Genomic DNA, 14,469 nt, shown 5'->3' with positions numbered 1-14,469 from the left:
CGTGAGGCTGTACCGGCATTGCACAATCGAGATACGGCGGGCATACCGGCTTCTGTAATGGTCGATCCGTCGCAGATGCACGCCAAGGGGCCGAACAGTGCTCCGATCGACCTTCCGGTCGATCCTGATTCGCTGTCTCCCGAAGAGCGAAACGAACTCGGCGTAGGGCTGCTGGCCCTCGACGGGACCGGGCTCGTGCTCGATTGCAACCGGGTGGCCGAAACCCTGTGCGGCCTCCCCTCGGAGGCGATGGTCGGGCGCAACTTCTTCAGCGAGCTCGTTCCGAGCGCCAACGTGCCGAGCTTCTATGGCCGTTTCCTCGCGAGCGTGCGCGGCGGCCTCTCCGACCACAGCTTCGAATTCGTGTTCGGCCGCATCCCGGCCCCGTTGCGGGCGCGGATCGGTCTGCGGGCGGCGGCGGCCGGCCATCTCTGGCTGACGATCACCTCCCTGGAGCAGATCGCGGCCGGCCCCTCGCGCGAGGCGGTGCTCGCCGCGATCAGTCATCGCAGCCGGGCCGAGCCGGTCGATCCGAGCCTGTGCGAGCGCGAGCCGATCCATATTCCCGGCTCGATCCAGCCGAACGCGGTGATGTTCGCCGCGGATGCGACGAGCCTCGAAATCCTGGCCTTCAGCGCCAACGCCGCCGACGTGCTGGCCCCGGAGTCCTTCCCGCCGAATGGTCTTTCCCTATCGGAGGTGCTGCCGGCGGACATCGTCTCGGCGATCCGGGACGGGCTGGCCGCCCATACGCTGACGGACGGACGGCTCCTGCGCCGCAGCGTCGTCCTGCCGCCGCGGGGCGAGCGCTTCCTCCTCGTCGCCCACGCCCATCTCGGCCGGGTGATCGTGGAACTGGAACTGGCGCCGGAGCGGCCCGAGGACTTCTCCGCCGCGAGCCCGCTCGATACCGAACTCGCCATGATCCGGCTGCGGATGGCGGAAACCCTGACCGAGGCCGCCCAGATCGCCGCCCTCGAGATCCGCGCGATGACGGGTTTCGAATCGGTGCTCGTGTATCGCTTCGACACGGATTGGAACGGCGAGGCCATCGCCGAGGACATGGTGCCGGACTGGCAGCGCCCGCTCATCGGTCTGCGCTTTCCCGCCTCGGACATCCCGGCCCAGGCCCGCGCCCTCTACACCAAGGCCAAGAGCCGCTTCGTGATCGACCGGGATTGCGTGCCGGTGCCGCTGGTCGCCGACCGCAGCGCCGGCAATGCGCCGATCGACCTCACCTTCGCGCAAAACCGCACGCTCTCGCCGATCCACCTCGAATACCAGCGCAATCTCGGTGTCGACGGCTCGATGTCGATCTCGATCATGGTCGAGAACCGGCTCTGGGGCCTGATGATCGGCCATCACCGCCGGCCCCATTACGTGGCTCCCGAAACCCGCGCTGCGGCGACCGTGCTGACCGATGGCTTCGCCATGCGCGTGCAGGAGATCGAGGGCAAGGCGCTGTGGAGCGAGCAGCAGCGCCATCTCGACATCCAGGGCCAGCTGGTGCGCGGGCTGACCCGCTCCGATGATTTCGTGAATTCCCTCACGCAGGGCAATCCGACCCTCCTCGACCTGTTCGGAGCCGTGGGCGCCGGCATCGTCTCGGACGACGTCGTCTGCCTCGTCGGCACCACGCCGTCGGCGGAGGCGGTGCAGGCACTCGCCGGATGGCTGCGGGAGAGCCTTGGCCCCAACGAGCGGACCTTCGTCACCGACACGCTGGTGATGCACCACGCACCGGCCGCCGCCTATACCGAGATGGCGAGCGGCCTGCTCGCCGCCTTCGTCGGCCATTCGCGCCAGCACCTCCTGATGTGGTTCAAGCCGGAAGTGCCGAGCACCGTGACCTGGAGCGGCGACCCGCGCAAACCCGTTCTTCCCGGCAGCGGCCCGGTCGCAGTGCTGCCCCGCCGCTCCTTCGAGCGCTGGGTCGAGGAGCGGCGCGGCCATTCCATGCCATGGGCGCCCTGGAAGGTCGCCCTGGCCGCGCAGCTCGCCGATGCCGTCGACGGCGTGGTGCTGCGCCAGCGCCGCAAGATCGATGAGCTGACGGGGCTGCTGGCCGACAAGGAGCGGCTGCTGATCCAGAAGGATCTGCTCACCCGCGAGATCGACCACCGGGTGAAGAACTCGCTCCAGATCGTGACGGCTTTCCTGCACATGCAGCGCCGGCAGATCGCCGACCCGTCGGCCCGGCAGGCCTTCTCGGAGACCTCGGCGCGGGTGATGAGCGTCGCGCGGGTGCATGACAGCCTCTACCAGGGCGAGAGCATGGAGCAGGTCGATCTCGGCCAGACCATCCAGGCCCTGTGCAACGACCTGGCCGGCATGGCCGGGGACGAGCACAGCGTCGAGCTGACCGCCGAACCTGGCCTGATGGTGCCTTATCGCCACGCGGTGGCGCTCTCCCTGATCACCACCGAACTCGTGACCAACGCGTTCAAATATGCGGGCCGACCCGACAAGGGGGTGCGGATCAGCGTCACCGTCGACGGCGCGGCGGGCGCCGTGCGGCTTCAGGTCTGCGACGACGGGCAGGGCATGCCGCTGGGCTGGGAGAATGCCAAGGCGCAGGGCACCGGCCTCGGGATGAAGCTGATCCGCGCCATGCTCGAGCAGATCGGCGCCCGCCTCGACGTCGAGAATGCCGACGGCGCCTGCTTCACCGTCCACGCCTGATCCCGTTTCAGACTTCTCCCAGGGGTCTTCTTGACCGACAGCTTACACGCCCGTCTGCGGGAGGCCACGGCCGAAGCGCATGCCGCGCTGGAGCGAGACCTCGATTGGGAGGCGCGGGTGGCGACGCTCTCCGGCTACCGGGATCTGCTCGGACGCCTGCGCGGCTTTCATGCCAGCTATGAGCCGGCCATCGCCGACGCCCTCAACGAGGCGGCGTTCTTCGATCCCCGCCGGAGGCTGACGGCGCTCGATACGGATCTGCGCATCCTCTCCTCCGAGGATACGGCCCTCGGCGCCCTGCCCGCACCCTCCCGGCCCCGTCTCGACGGCAAGGGGGGGGCGCTCGGTGCGCTCTACGTGCTGGAGGGTTCGGCCCTGGGCGGCACGGTGATCGGCCGCCACGTCGCGCGCCTGCATGGGGATAACGTGCCGCTGGCCTATTATGCCGGCCGAGGACGAGCCGTCGGACCGCTGTGGCGCAGCTTTCGCCAACGGTTGGACGACTTGGCCGACGGAGAGGCGCCAGTGGCCTTCGCCGCCGGCATCACCACCTTCGAGGCGATGCGGCACTGGCTCGTGAACGGAACAGGCTGAACGGTCACCGCGCGTGACCTCCGGCCCTTCGGGATAACGGCTGCCCTAATCCCGCGGCGCCAGAACCTGCGCGCGCCGCGCCTCCAGGGTCTGCCAGACGATGAGCGAGGGCAGGCCGAGCACCACGTCGGGGACACGTTTGGCCAGCGACAGGGCGATGGCGATGCCGGCATCGAGCCCGAACAGGGCGCCGACCACCATGAAGCCGCCCTCCTGCACACCGAGTCCGCTCGGAACCGGGAAGGCCGCCGACTTGATCGCCTGCGAGAGCGATTCCAGCACCAGCACCTCGGTCAGGCTGACCTCGATCCCGATACAGGCCAGCACGATCCAGATCTCGGCGGCGCCGAGCGTCCAGGCGGCGGCATGCAGACCGACCGATTGAGCGATGAACCGGCGCCGGTCCCGGGCCCAGACGACATCAAGAGCGTCCTGAACGGGGAGGCCCCCCGGCGACGCCGAAGCCGCCTCCGGCGTCGCCGAGCGCAGGAGGCGCCGGCCGAGGCCGGCCAAGCGTCGCTCCAGCCCTCGGGCGGCGCCGAGGGTCTGCAGCGCGAAGAAGGCGGTCACCGCCGCCACCGCCAGCGCCGCCGCCTCCGTCGTCCAGCGGGCCAGCGCGGCAGCGGCCTCCCCCGGCAACCGCCAGAGCAGGCCGGCGCCGAGCAGGGTGAAGGCCACCTGCGTCGCGACCTGGATCAGCATGTCGGCGAGGAGCGAGGCTGCGGCGAGGCCGCCCGCCACGCCCCAGAAGGTCAGCAGGCGCCCGCCCACCACCTCGCCGCCGACCGAGGCCACCGGCAGCAGCACGTTCACGCCCTCGCGCACGAAGCGCAGGATCAGGAAGGCACCGGTCTCGACCGAAGGCTCGGGAGACGACGCGCCCCCGCCGGGCGCGCGGCCGGAGGGCGGCAGGCCGTCCAAGACCCGGGCCCAGGCGAGGCCGCAGAGCAGGATGATGAGCGCTCGCACCAGCACGATGGCGACGAGGCCCAGGGGGCCGATCCGCCCGAAGGCGGCGCCGACCGCCGAGAGATCGTTGGTGGCGACCAGCCAGACGCCCAGGGCCAACCCGCCCAGGGTGCCGATCAGCGGCAACCGGCGCAGGAGCCCGCGCAGAACGCCGTGCCCGGAGCGCTGCGCTGCCGGCCTGCCGGCGGGGGCCGTCTCGCGGATCGGAGCCTCAGCCATCCCGCGCTCCGGTGGACGGGGCACCGGCCGGACTCCGCGCCTCGGAGGGAGCGGCCAGGATCCCCAGCACCTCGGGGCCGAGGGTGTCGAGCGCCGGATCGATCAGGATGACGCGGCGACTGGCGATGGAACGCGGGGTCGCGACGGTCAGCATCCGCTTCGGGCAGGGGCCGAGACAGCCCGTCTCCACGACCCGGACCTTGCCGGTGCCCGTCTCGCGGGGCACGTTCGTAAGAGCACGCTTCAGGGCCCGGCCGAGCTGTTTGCGATCCACGCCCTGACGCTTGGCGCATTTGCGGCAGACCAGCACAAGGTCGGAAAACGCCGCCTTGGCCGTGCGCGGCACCCCGCCGGGATCCTGTCCCCGTCCCACGTCACCTCCCGAACGGCCCGGTCGTCCCGGGCCCTGCCGAGAGCATCGTCCCGGATATCAGAGCCGGGACGATGCTCTCGATCCTTGCTTCCGCATCGTCTTTTTCCGACAGCCGGAAACCGCCTTTCGGGACGATGCTCTCGCGCCGCCCCGTTGCGGGGATCGCGCGCCACACGGATGCGGTATCGCAGCCCTGTCGGTCGCGGCGCAATCCCGGCGGATCGCCGCGCCTTAAAAAGGGCCGAAAAGAACGTGACCTCAACCGGAGACGGGATGCCGCCCCGAACGCCTTGCCGACGAGCCTCGCCCGAGCGTATCGCGAGGGGCCGGGCGCGGGCGCGCGGCGGCAGCGGATCCGTGAGGGCTCCCTTTCGATGAATTCCGACGAGGTCAAGCAGGAGACCAGGGTCAGGCCGAGCCCGAGCGTTCAGTCGCTCATCGACCTGGCCCGGCGCTCCGTGCCGGATCTGCGGCGCAATGCCGAGACGATCGAGCCGGTCTCGCCGCAGCGGGGCCGGTCCCTGCTGGCGCGGGCCCGGCAGACCCTCGACTGGACCCGCCTGCCGGGGCTTCGACCACGGGAGGCGCGGCCGCCCGAGCGGCTGGCGAAGCGGCTGTTCCGCAGCTACGCCCTGTTCGTGCTGGCGCCGACGGCGGTGATCGGCTTCTACGTGTTCGTGATCGCCACGCCGCAATACGTCGTCGAATCGCAGTTCGCGATCCGCGGCAACGTCGAGCCGATGGCGAGCGCCGATCTCGGCCTCTATGCCGAACTGATCCAGAAGCATAACAGCCAGGACAGCTTCATCCTGCGCGACTACATCGGCAGCCGGCCGATGGTGGAAGCGGTCGATGCCAAGCTCGGCCTCGAGAAGATGTTCGCCCGCGACGGGATCGACTTCTGGGCCCGCTACCAGGACGGCCAGCCGGTCGAGAAACTGGTGCGCTACTGGCGCAAGCACGTGACGCCGCATATCGACGTGATCTCCGGCGTGATCCACCTGACCGTCCGCGCCTTCAGGCCCGAGGACGCGGTGGCGATCTCGCAGGAAGTGATCGCCCGCTCCGAGACCCTGATCAACACGATCTCGCGCCGCGCCCAGGCCGACATGATCGCCCAGTCGATGAAGGAGGTGGAACAGGCCACCGAGCGGCTGAAGCAGGCGCGGCTGGCGATGCAGGAATTCCGCAATCGCTGGGGCATCATCGATCCGGTCAAGTCGGCCGAGGCCGCCATGACCACGATCGAACTTCTGCGCAAGGACAGGATCAAGGCCGAGAACGACCTGCGCGTCCTGCGCGATTCCAAGCTCGACGAGAAGACCCGCGGCATCCAGGTGCTGGTGGCCACCATCGGTGCCCTCGACGGGCAGATCAAGGAACTCCAGAGCCGCCTCACGACGGACGGCATCGTCACGAATTCCGAGCACAACCTCACCCAGGCCCTGCTCGAATACGAGGGGCTGATGGTCGAGCAGACCGTCGCCGAGAAGCTGCTCGCCTCGATGAGCCTGATCCTCGACCGGGCCCGGGTCGCCGCCGCCAAGCAGCAGATCTACCTCTCGACCTTCGTGCCGCCGCTGCTGCCGACCTATTCGGAATATCCGGCCCCGTTCTACGCGCTGTTCGCGGCCCTGTTCTGCTTCACCGTGCTGTGGAGTTCGGTCTCTCTGGTGACGGCGGCGATCAACGACAACCGGCTCTGAGCGACCGAACCGGACCCATCCATGGCGGATTTCACAGATCTCATCGCCCGCGCCGTCACCCCGGCGATGAGCCGGGACGAGCGCGAACAGGTCTACACGGTGGTCCGTCAGGCCGTGCAGCGGCTTCAGGACCGGGAGAACCTCACCCCCAACGATCCGCGCATCCTGCTGCAGCGCCACCTGATCGAGGAGACGATCCGCGATGTCGAGTTCGACATCGTCCGCTTCCTCACCCTGCGCAAGATCGAGCAGGCGCGGGCCGCGCAGAACGCCGAGTACGAGGCCCAGTTCGCCAAGAAGCGGTGAGGGGCGCGGGCGGCCTTTCTAGAGCATTTTCCATGATCCTTGGATCACGGGAAATGCTCCATCTGCTCGATGGTGCCGCATTGTCTTTCGCGGAACCGGCAACCACTTCCGCGGAAAATGCTCTAGAGCGCTCTCCGCCGAAGTGGATGCCGTTTCGGCGAAAGAGAGCGCGTCGAAACAATGGCTGAGCGCCTCTTCCGATCGCACCGCGATCGGAAGAGGCTCTAGCCGTAGGCCGCCACCCGAACTCCGCCCGGCTCGGCGACCGGCACGCCCGCCTCGACATATTCGTTGAGCTTGTTGCGCAGGGTCCGGATCGAGATGCCGAGGATGCGCGCCGCGTGGGTGCGGTTGCCGAGGCAATGGTCGAGGGTGTCGAGGATCAGGTCGCGCTCGACCTCGGCGACGGTGCGGCCGACGAGGCCGCGGGTGGCCGCCTCCGCGGTACTCGCCGCCCGCTCGACCGGCCCCAAGGAGGCCGGCGGCGCCAGGGATTCCCCTTCCGGGCTCAGGATCGCCTCAGGCCCGATCTCCGCCCCCTGCGCCAGCAGCACCGCCCGGTGGATGGTGTTCTCCAGTTCGCGCACGTTGCCGCGCCAGGGATTGCGCGCCACCAGCGCCTGCGCCTCGCGGGCGAGGGGCCGCAGCGGCAATCCGTTCAGCTCCGCATATTTGCGGGCGAAATGGGCGGCGAGTTCGAGGATGTCGGCCAGCCGCTCCCGCAGGGGCGGCAGGCGCAGATGCACCACGTTCAGGCGATAGAACAGGTCCTCGCGGAACGTTCCTTTCTTCACCTCTTCGGACAGGGTGCGGTTCGAGGTGGCGAGCACCCGGATATCGACCTTCACCGGGGCGGCCCCGCCGACCCGGTCGATCACTCGCTCCTGAAGGGCGCGCAGCAGTTTGGATTGCAGCCGCACATCCATCTCCGAGATCTCGTCGAGGAGCAGCGTGCCGCCATGGGCCTCCTCGAACCGGCCGATGCGCCGGGCCACCGCCCCGGTGAAGGCGCCCTTCTCGTGGCCGAACAATTCGGATTCGAGCAGGGCCTCGGGGATCGCCGCGCAATTGACCGAGACGAAGGGGCGGTTGGCCCGGTTCGACTTGGCGTGGACGTGGCGCGCCAGCACCTCCTTGCCGGTGCCGCTCTCGCCGGTGATGAGCACGGAAGCCTCGGACCGGGCGACCTGCTCGGCCAGCCGCACCACGCGCTCCATCGAGGGATCGCGCCAGACGAAGCTGCGGGTATCCGCCGCCACCGCCTCCAGCACCGCGGCGATCATGTCGGGATCGGGGGGGAGGGGGATGTATTCCTTGGCGCCCGCCTGGATCGCCGCCACCGCCGCGCGGGAATCCGAGGCGATGCCGCAGGCCACCACCGGGGTGCGGATGCGCTCGTCGGACAGGGCCCGCACCATGCGCCCGATATCGAGGCCGACATCGACCATGACGAGGTCGCCGCCCTTGGCGCGCAACGCCGCGAGCCCCTGCTCGATCCCGTCCGCATGGGTCACCGAGGCGCCCCGGCTCATGGCGATCTTGGAGGCGGTGACGAGTTCGCCCGAGAGCCGTCCGACGATGAGCAGCCGCATGGCGTGGTTTCTCCGAAAACGTGGTCCGCCGGCCTGAATCCGTCGGATCGAAAGTTCGCCCGCCCGTCGCCTTGGACCACGATGTCCGCGGCGGCGTGCCTCGCAGGATGAGGCCCCGGAAGGGGAGGGTTTGGTGACGCTCACCGCCGGCCCGGCATCCGTTCCGGCGGTGGGCGCCCTGATGAGAGGTCTCGTCAGTGGTCGTTCTTGATGATCTCGGTCATGGTGACGCCGAGGCGCTCCTCGACCAGCACGACCTCGCCGCGGGCGACGAGGCGGTTGTTGACGAAGATGTCGATGGCCTCGCCGACCTTGCGGTCGAGTTCGAGCACGGCACCGGGGCCGAGCCGCAGCAGGTCGCCGATCGGCATGCGCGACGAGCCCAGCACCGCCGAGACCACCACCGGCACGTCGAAGACCTGTTCGAGATCCGCCGCGCTCTTCGGGCTCGTCGGCGCGTCGCGCACGGAACCGGGGCCGCCCTCGTCGTAGGGCATGTCGCCCTCGTTGAGCTGGGGCAGGCTGAAATCGTCGGTCGACATCGGGCTCAGGCCTCGGCGGTTCCGGTGAAGGGCAGGGTGCAGGGCATCAGGGCCGCCTCGACCGCCGCCTCGATGCGGGCGCGGTCGCGCACGACGCCGCCATCGGCCCATTCGAGGCGGGCGTCGCCCAGCGCCATGTCGGGCTCGCCGAGCACGACGAGACGGCCCTCGAACCCGTGTTCGCGGGACAGGCGCTGCATCAGCGCCTCGGCCTCGTCGACGAGATCCTGGCTCACCCGCAGGACGAGATGGGGCACGCCGCGCAGGTGCCGGAGCGCCGAGCGGGCCGCCTCCTCCACCGTTGCCAGCGGGCGCGCGTCGAGGGCTTCGCCCGCGATCCGGCGGGCGAGCGCCTGGGCGAAGGCGAGGGCCTCGGCCTCCTGCTCCGCCGCGTGGGCATCGGATTGGCTGAGCAGCCCGGCCGCCGCGAGGCCGACCCGGGTGAGGGCATCCGCGAGGCGGGCCTGCCCCTGCGCCGCGGCCTCGGCCCGGCCCGCCTGGAGGCCGCGGGCATAGGCATCGGCCTCCAGGGCGGCCCGCTCCGCCTCGGCCCGGGCGAGCGCCTCCGCATCGGCGGGGGAGGGCCCGCGCGGGCGGCGGAAATCGGTGTCGAACAGGAAGGGACGGGAGGCTTTCGCGCTCAATAGACCAGCTCCTCCTCACCGCCGTTCTTGGCGATCATGATCTCGCCCTTCTCGGCCAGTTCCTTGGCGAGTTCCGTCATCTTGGCCTGGGCCTCGTCGACCTCCTTGAGGCGGATCGGACCCATCGTGCCCATCTCGTCGGTGAGGTTCTTGGCCGCCCGGGTCGACATCTGGTTCATGAAGAAGGCCCGCACCCGCTCGTCCGCTCCCTTGAGCGCCCGGCACAGGGTGTCGTTGTCGACCCGGCGCATCAGGGTCTGGACCGAGCCCGGATCGAGCTTGAGCAGGTCCTCGAAGGTGAACATCAGCTGGCGGATCTTCTTGGCCGAGCCGCGATTGGCCTGGTCGATCGCCGCGAGGAACCGGGTCTCGGTCTGCCGGTCGAAGGCGTTGAACACGTCGGCCATCAATTCATGCGCGTCGCGGCGCGTGGTCTGGGCGATGGTCGAGACGAACTCGGTGCGCAGGGTCTCCTCGATGTGGCGCAGGGCCTCCTTCTGCACCGTCTCCATGCGCAGCATCCGGTTGAGCACGTCGATGGCGAGCTCCTCCGGCAGGATGGTGAGCACCTTGGCGGCGTAGTCGGCGCGCACCTTGGAGAGCACCACCGCCACGGTCTGCGGGTACTCGTTGCGCAGGAAGTTCGCGAGGATCTCCGGGTCGATCTGGGTCAGGCTCGCCCAGACGCGCTTGCCGGAGGCCCCCTTGATCTCCGCCATGATCGAGGAAACCTGCTCGGGCGGGAAGATCTTGAGCAGCAGCGCCTCGGTGCGCTCGAAGTTCGAGGTCATGCCGCCGCCCGAGGACAGGCGTGAGACGAAATCGACGATCAGCCGCTCGACGGTGCCCGCCTCCAGGGAGCCGAGTTGCACCATGGCGTGGCTGACGATCTTCACCTCGTCCTCGTCGAGGCGCTGCCAGATCGGCGCGCCCTCCTCCTCGCCGAGCAGCAGCAGCAGGGCCGCAGCCCGCTGCGGGCCCGGCATCTGCGCGAAGGCAACCGAGGCGTCGATGCTCTCGACGGCAGCGGTGAAGTTCAAGCCCGCGGACACGGATTCCCTCCTCTCTTTCCGTCTCGCACCCCGTCAGATCCTCAGGTGTCGTGGATCCAGTTGCGCAGCACCTCGACGGTCTCGCTCGGGCTCGCCCGCACCATGTCGACGACACGCTCGACGGTCTCGGCCTGGATCTCGCCGTTGAGCTTGGCCGAATCGAGGAACTTCTTGGTGGCGTTCTCGCGCACGACCACCTCGACCGTGCCGGGTGCGCCCGGCGCCCCGGCAAGGGCGAGGGCACCGGCAGGGCCGGCGAGCGCCGCCGGCTCATCGGATTCCAGCACCCGCCGCAGGAGCGGGCGAACCACCGCCATCAGCACGATCACCGTGAGCAGGCTGAGCACCGCGAGTTCGACGAGGCGCATCACGTCCTCCTTGGTCGGGCTCAGGAGCGACTGGATCAGCCCCGGCTCGGCGAAGTCGGGCGCGGCGGGGCTCTCGGCGAAGCGCAGGTTGACCACCTCGACCTGGTCGCCGCGGCCCTTGTCGTAGCCGACCGCGGTCCGGACCAGGGCGGCGATGCGCTCGATCTCGGCATCCGGCCGCGGCTGGTAGACCGGCTTGCCGTCCGCCCCCGGCGCGTAGACGCCATCGACCAGCACCGCCACCGAGAGGCGCCTCAGCCGGCCGCCCTCGAGGGTCTCGACCTTGGTGACGCGGGAGATCTCGTAATTGGTGGTCTCCTCGTTCTTCTGCGAGGAATCCTTCTGCTGCGGCTGGGCCTGGTTCTGGTTGGCGCCGGGCAGCTCGTTGCCGACGCTGACCTGTCCCTCGGCCCCCCCGGTGAGGGAGTTCTCGGACCGGGTCTGGGTGGAGCGGACGACCCGGCTCTCGGGGTCGAAGCTCTCCGAGCGGCTCTCGACCCGGTTGAGGTCGAGTTCGGCCGCCACCTGCACCCGGGCGCGGCCCTGGCCGACGATGCCGGCCACGATCTCCTCGATCTGGGAGCGCAGACGCCGCTCGATGCCGGCCTGCCGCTCCTCCAGGACCCCCGCCCCCTCGGCCTCGGCGCCGCGGGCGCCGTCGGCGAGCAGCCGCCCGCGCTCGTCGACGATCGAGACCCGCTCCGGCTTCAGACCCTCGACGGCCGAGGCCGCGAGATGGCGGATCGCCCGCACCTGGCTCGCATCGAGATCGCCCATCAGCTTGACGACGATGGCCGCGGACGGGGCCTCGCGGTCGCGCTCGAACAGGCGGCGCTCGGGAATGACGAGGTGGACGCGGGCGGCCTGGACCCGGCCGATGGCGCGGATCGAGCGGGCGAGTTCGCCCTCCATCGCCCTCAGGTGGTTCACGTTCTGGACGAAACTCGTCGAGGAGAAGGCGTCGCCCTTGTCGAAGATCTCGTAGCCGACGCCGCCCTGGGCCGGCAGGCCCTTGCCGGCGAGGTCCATCCGCAGCTTGGCGAGGTCGGCGCGGGGGGCGAGCACCGTCTGCCCCATATCGCCCTTGGTCTCGTAAGGGATGCCTCGGGCATCCAGCTCGCGGATCACGGCGGAGGAATCCTGCACCGACAGGTCGGAGAACAGCACGCCCATATCCGGGCGCGAGACCTTCAGGATCACGAAGGCGAAGAAGCCGATGAGCGTCAGCGTCACGGCCGCCATCGCGGCGATGCGCGCTGGCCCGAGCTTCGTCACCAGTTCGAGGATGGGTTTCACGGCCGAGCACGCCCAGGACAGCGAGTGCGGCCGCGAGGGAGGCGCGTCCGCCCGGCAAGAATTGCCCGGTCCGTGGTTAGCGAGACGTTAACGCCGGGACATCGCCGTGCACGAAGCGGCGCCCGCGACGGCGCGACCGGGGCCCCGGGAACGACGAAAGCCGCTCCCGTGCTCCGGAAGCGGCTCCTCATGCGCCGCGCGGGAAACCGCGCGCAACGGATGGGTCTGACCCGACGAGTCGGGCCGGTGGCGTCAGTGCCGGTAATGCTGGATGCGCGTGGTGCGCAGGCCCGCAAGCCCGTGCTGGTCGATGGAATACTGCCAGCTGAGGAATTCCTCGGTGGTCAGCGTATAGCGCTGGCAGGCCTCCTCCAGGCTGAGCAGACCGCCGCGCACGGCGGCCACGACCTCGGCCTTGCGTCGGATCACCCAACGACGGGTGGTCACGGGGGGGAGATCGGCGATCGTCAGGGGGCTGCCATCGGGGCCGATCACATACTTCACGCGCGGCCGGGGGGTTTCGGTCATGATACGCTCTACACTCGACTGACCTGTCGAGAGGCAAGCTACTTGCGCCCGCTTAAAAGTTCTTGAAGTCGGTCGCTCGAATGCGATTCGTCTGTTGTTGGCGGGTGTGGACAAATGCGGCCGCACCGATGCTGCAATGCATCAAGAGTCTGATGTGGTGAGGGTTTTAACGCTCGACACCGGCACTCGCGCCGTGCCGATCGTCAGCGTCGGTTCAGACCCGCTGAGGTCGACGCCGTCCACGGAACCGGACACCTTGGTATCGACGGCGACCTTCGCCCCCGTGGTATCGAGGGCATCGACGGTGATGGTGTAGCGCCCATCCGCCGCCGTGAGGCCCGAGGTCGAGGTGCCGTCCCATTCGAAGGATTGCGCGCCGGCCTTCAGCGTCGTGGTCTTGGTGGCCACCACGGAGCCGTCCTTGCTCTTGATGGTGATGACCGCCTTGGCAGCGGCCCGGTCCGGCGTTAGGGTCCAGGTCGCCTTGCCGCCGGTGAGGTCGGTGGTGGCGCCATCGGCCACCACAGTCCTGCCGATCAGACCGGAGGCGGAGGAGGCCGCCGAGGCCTTGGAATTGGTCAGGATCGTATCCAGCGAGGCGTTGGTCTTGAGCTGCTGCTCCACGCCCGCGAATTGCACGAGCTGCTGGGTGAACTGATTGGTGTCGAGGGGGTCGAGGGGGTTCTGGTTCTTGAGCTGCGTGGTGAGCAGCGTCAGGAACTGGGTGAAATTGCCGGCGATCGACTTCGTGTCGGTGGTCGAGGCCGTGCCGGTGCTGGTGATGCTGGTGCTGCTCGCGATCCCTGAGGTCATGGCGTCGTCCTAGATTCGGATATCGAGATTGCCCGCGGCGCGAAGCGGACGCAGGGGCGCGAGATCGAGGGGCGAGGGAACCTCGGCCCGTCCTCCCGGCGGGCCCTCGGACCGTCCGCGGGAGGAGGGCTCGCCGTCCCGGCCGCCCTGGGAGCCCGTCTCCCCGCGCAGGGACAGGTCGATGCCGCCGCCGGCCTCGGCGCCGGCCTCGAAGCCCGCCTGGGCAAGGGCCTGCTGCAGGGAACTCGCGTCGCGCTGGAGCAGGGCCAGGGTTTCCGGGCGGTCCACGACGAGATGGGCGCGGGCCTTGCCCCCCTCCTTGTCGAGGTCGAGGGAGACGTCGATCCGGCCGAGTTCGACCGGATCGAGGCGGATCGCGAAGCGATTCATCCCCGAGAGCGAGCGCAGCCCGATCGTCATCGGCACGGCGCTCAGGGGAATCGGGGACGTCACGGGAGGCTGCGGGAGAGCGGCACCGTCGGCCGCCGCCGTGCCACCGGCCGGCCTGACGGAGCCGGCTGCAGAGGAAGCCGGCAGGGCCTGCGCGAGCGCCTGCGCCGCGTCCTGCACGCCCCCCCGTGACCCGACGAGCACCGCGTCGAAACCCGCCTCGCCCGGCTGCGGCACGGAGGCCGCGCCATCGGCGGCGGCGGTCACGCCCCGATCCGGCCCGCTGCCCGCCGCAACGGCCCCGCCTTCGATCTTGCCGCCTTCACCGGCGCCGGTGCCGGCGACGGGGGAGGAAACGGCGGGCGAGGCGGAGGGTGCGGGCGGCGTCAGGGGAG

General features: G+C 69.7%; 14 protein-coding genes. 4 read left to right on the top strand and 10 right to left on the bottom strand.

Annotated elements, in window-relative coordinates; all coding sequences use genetic code 11:
* Nucleotides 1–57 precede the first annotated feature (57 nt).
* Together MZTS_RS04975 and MZTS_RS04970 are read left to right on the top strand one after the other, a co-directional pair.
* Nucleotides 58–2,682 (top strand): histidine kinase dimerization/phosphoacceptor domain -containing protein, encoded by a 2,625-nt coding sequence (locus tag MZTS_RS04975; protein ID WP_192282267.1) that lies wholly within the window; start codon nucleotides 58–60, stop codon nucleotides 2,680–2,682.
* 30 nt (nucleotides 2,683–2,712) lie between these two features.
* A complete protein-coding gene (locus MZTS_RS04970) occupies nucleotides 2,713–3,276 on the top strand; it encodes a biliverdin-producing heme oxygenase (protein ID WP_009864535.1) in 564 nt (187 codons plus the stop codon).
* 45 nt (nucleotides 3,277–3,321) lie between these two features.
* Here MZTS_RS04970 and MZTS_RS04965 read toward each other — a convergent pair whose 3' ends face one another.
* Nucleotides 3,322–4,464, bottom strand: coding sequence for a lysylphosphatidylglycerol synthase domain-containing protein (locus MZTS_RS04965; RefSeq protein WP_192282265.1), 1,143 nt, complete (start codon nucleotides 4,462–4,464; stop codon nucleotides 3,322–3,324).
* On the bottom strand, nucleotides 4,457–4,837 hold the full coding sequence (locus MZTS_RS04960) for a (2Fe-2S) ferredoxin domain-containing protein (protein WP_192282263.1): 381 nt from the start codon (nucleotides 4,835–4,837) through the stop codon (nucleotides 4,457–4,459). Before MZTS_RS04960 ends, MZTS_RS04965 begins: the two co-directional genes overlap by 8 nt.
* Nucleotides 4,838–5,211: 374 nt before the next feature.
* On the opposite strand from MZTS_RS04960, the gene MZTS_RS04955 reads away from it, so the two are divergent.
* Entirely contained in the window at nucleotides 5,212–6,543 is a 1,332-nt protein-coding gene (locus MZTS_RS04955; protein WP_192282260.1) for a KpsE/RkpR family capsule polysaccharide export protein, read from the top strand.
* 21 nt (nucleotides 6,544–6,564) lie between these two features.
* The gene (locus tag MZTS_RS04950) at nucleotides 6,565–6,849 is read left to right on the top strand and encodes a hypothetical protein (protein WP_009863948.1); all 285 of its coding nucleotides are present in this window, start codon (nucleotides 6,565–6,567) and stop codon (nucleotides 6,847–6,849) included.
* Between the two features lie 224 nt (nucleotides 6,850–7,073).
* On the opposite strand, the gene flbD is transcribed toward MZTS_RS04950, so the two are convergent.
* The 8 genes from flbD to MZTS_RS04910 form a co-directional block, all read right to left on the bottom strand.
* Entirely contained in the window at nucleotides 7,074–8,441 is a 1,368-nt protein-coding gene (flbD, locus tag MZTS_RS04945) for a sigma-54-dependent transcriptional regulator FlbD (RefSeq protein ID WP_192282258.1), read from the bottom strand.
* A 194-nt stretch (nucleotides 8,442–8,635) separates the two neighbouring features.
* A complete protein-coding gene (gene fliN / locus MZTS_RS04940; protein ID WP_192282256.1) occupies nucleotides 8,636–8,983 on the bottom strand; it encodes a flagellar motor switch protein FliN in 348 nt (115 codons plus the stop codon).
* Between the two features lie 5 nt (nucleotides 8,984–8,988).
* Nucleotides 8,989–9,627: a FliH/SctL family protein gene (locus MZTS_RS04935; protein ID WP_192282254.1), complete on the bottom strand. Its 639-nt coding sequence runs from the start codon at nucleotides 9,625–9,627 to the stop codon at nucleotides 8,989–8,991.
* The gene (gene fliG, locus MZTS_RS04930) at nucleotides 9,624–10,679 is read right to left on the bottom strand and encodes a flagellar motor switch protein FliG (protein ID WP_192282253.1); all 1,056 of its coding nucleotides are present in this window, start codon (nucleotides 10,677–10,679) and stop codon (nucleotides 9,624–9,626) included. Before fliG ends, MZTS_RS04935 begins: the two co-directional genes overlap by 4 nt.
* Before the next feature lie 41 nt (nucleotides 10,680–10,720).
* Nucleotides 10,721–12,343, bottom strand: a complete 1,623-nt coding sequence (fliF, locus tag MZTS_RS04925; protein ID WP_192282251.1) for a flagellar basal-body MS-ring/collar protein FliF — start codon at nucleotides 12,341–12,343, stop codon at nucleotides 10,721–10,723.
* A gap of 252 nt (nucleotides 12,344–12,595) precedes the next feature.
* The gene (gene sciP / locus MZTS_RS04920) at nucleotides 12,596–12,871 is read right to left on the bottom strand and encodes a CtrA inhibitor SciP (protein WP_009865968.1); all 276 of its coding nucleotides are present in this window, start codon (nucleotides 12,869–12,871) and stop codon (nucleotides 12,596–12,598) included.
* A gap of 141 nt (nucleotides 12,872–13,012) precedes the next feature.
* Nucleotides 13,013–13,684, bottom strand: coding sequence for a flagellar hook assembly protein FlgD (locus MZTS_RS04915; protein ID WP_009865967.1), 672 nt, complete (start codon nucleotides 13,682–13,684; stop codon nucleotides 13,013–13,015).
* A gap of 9 nt (nucleotides 13,685–13,693) precedes the next feature.
* Nucleotides 13,694–14,469: flagellar hook-length control protein FliK (locus MZTS_RS04910; protein WP_192282249.1), on the bottom strand; the 776-nt coding region annotated here is incomplete at its 5' end.

It is taken from the genome of Methylorubrum zatmanii (assembly GCF_014845115.1).
Taxonomy (GTDB): domain Bacteria; phylum Pseudomonadota; class Alphaproteobacteria; order Rhizobiales; family Beijerinckiaceae; genus Methylobacterium; species Methylobacterium zatmanii.
The sequence above is the reverse complement of the archived record's forward strand: the minus strand, read 5'-3'. Positions and strand labels throughout refer to the sequence as shown.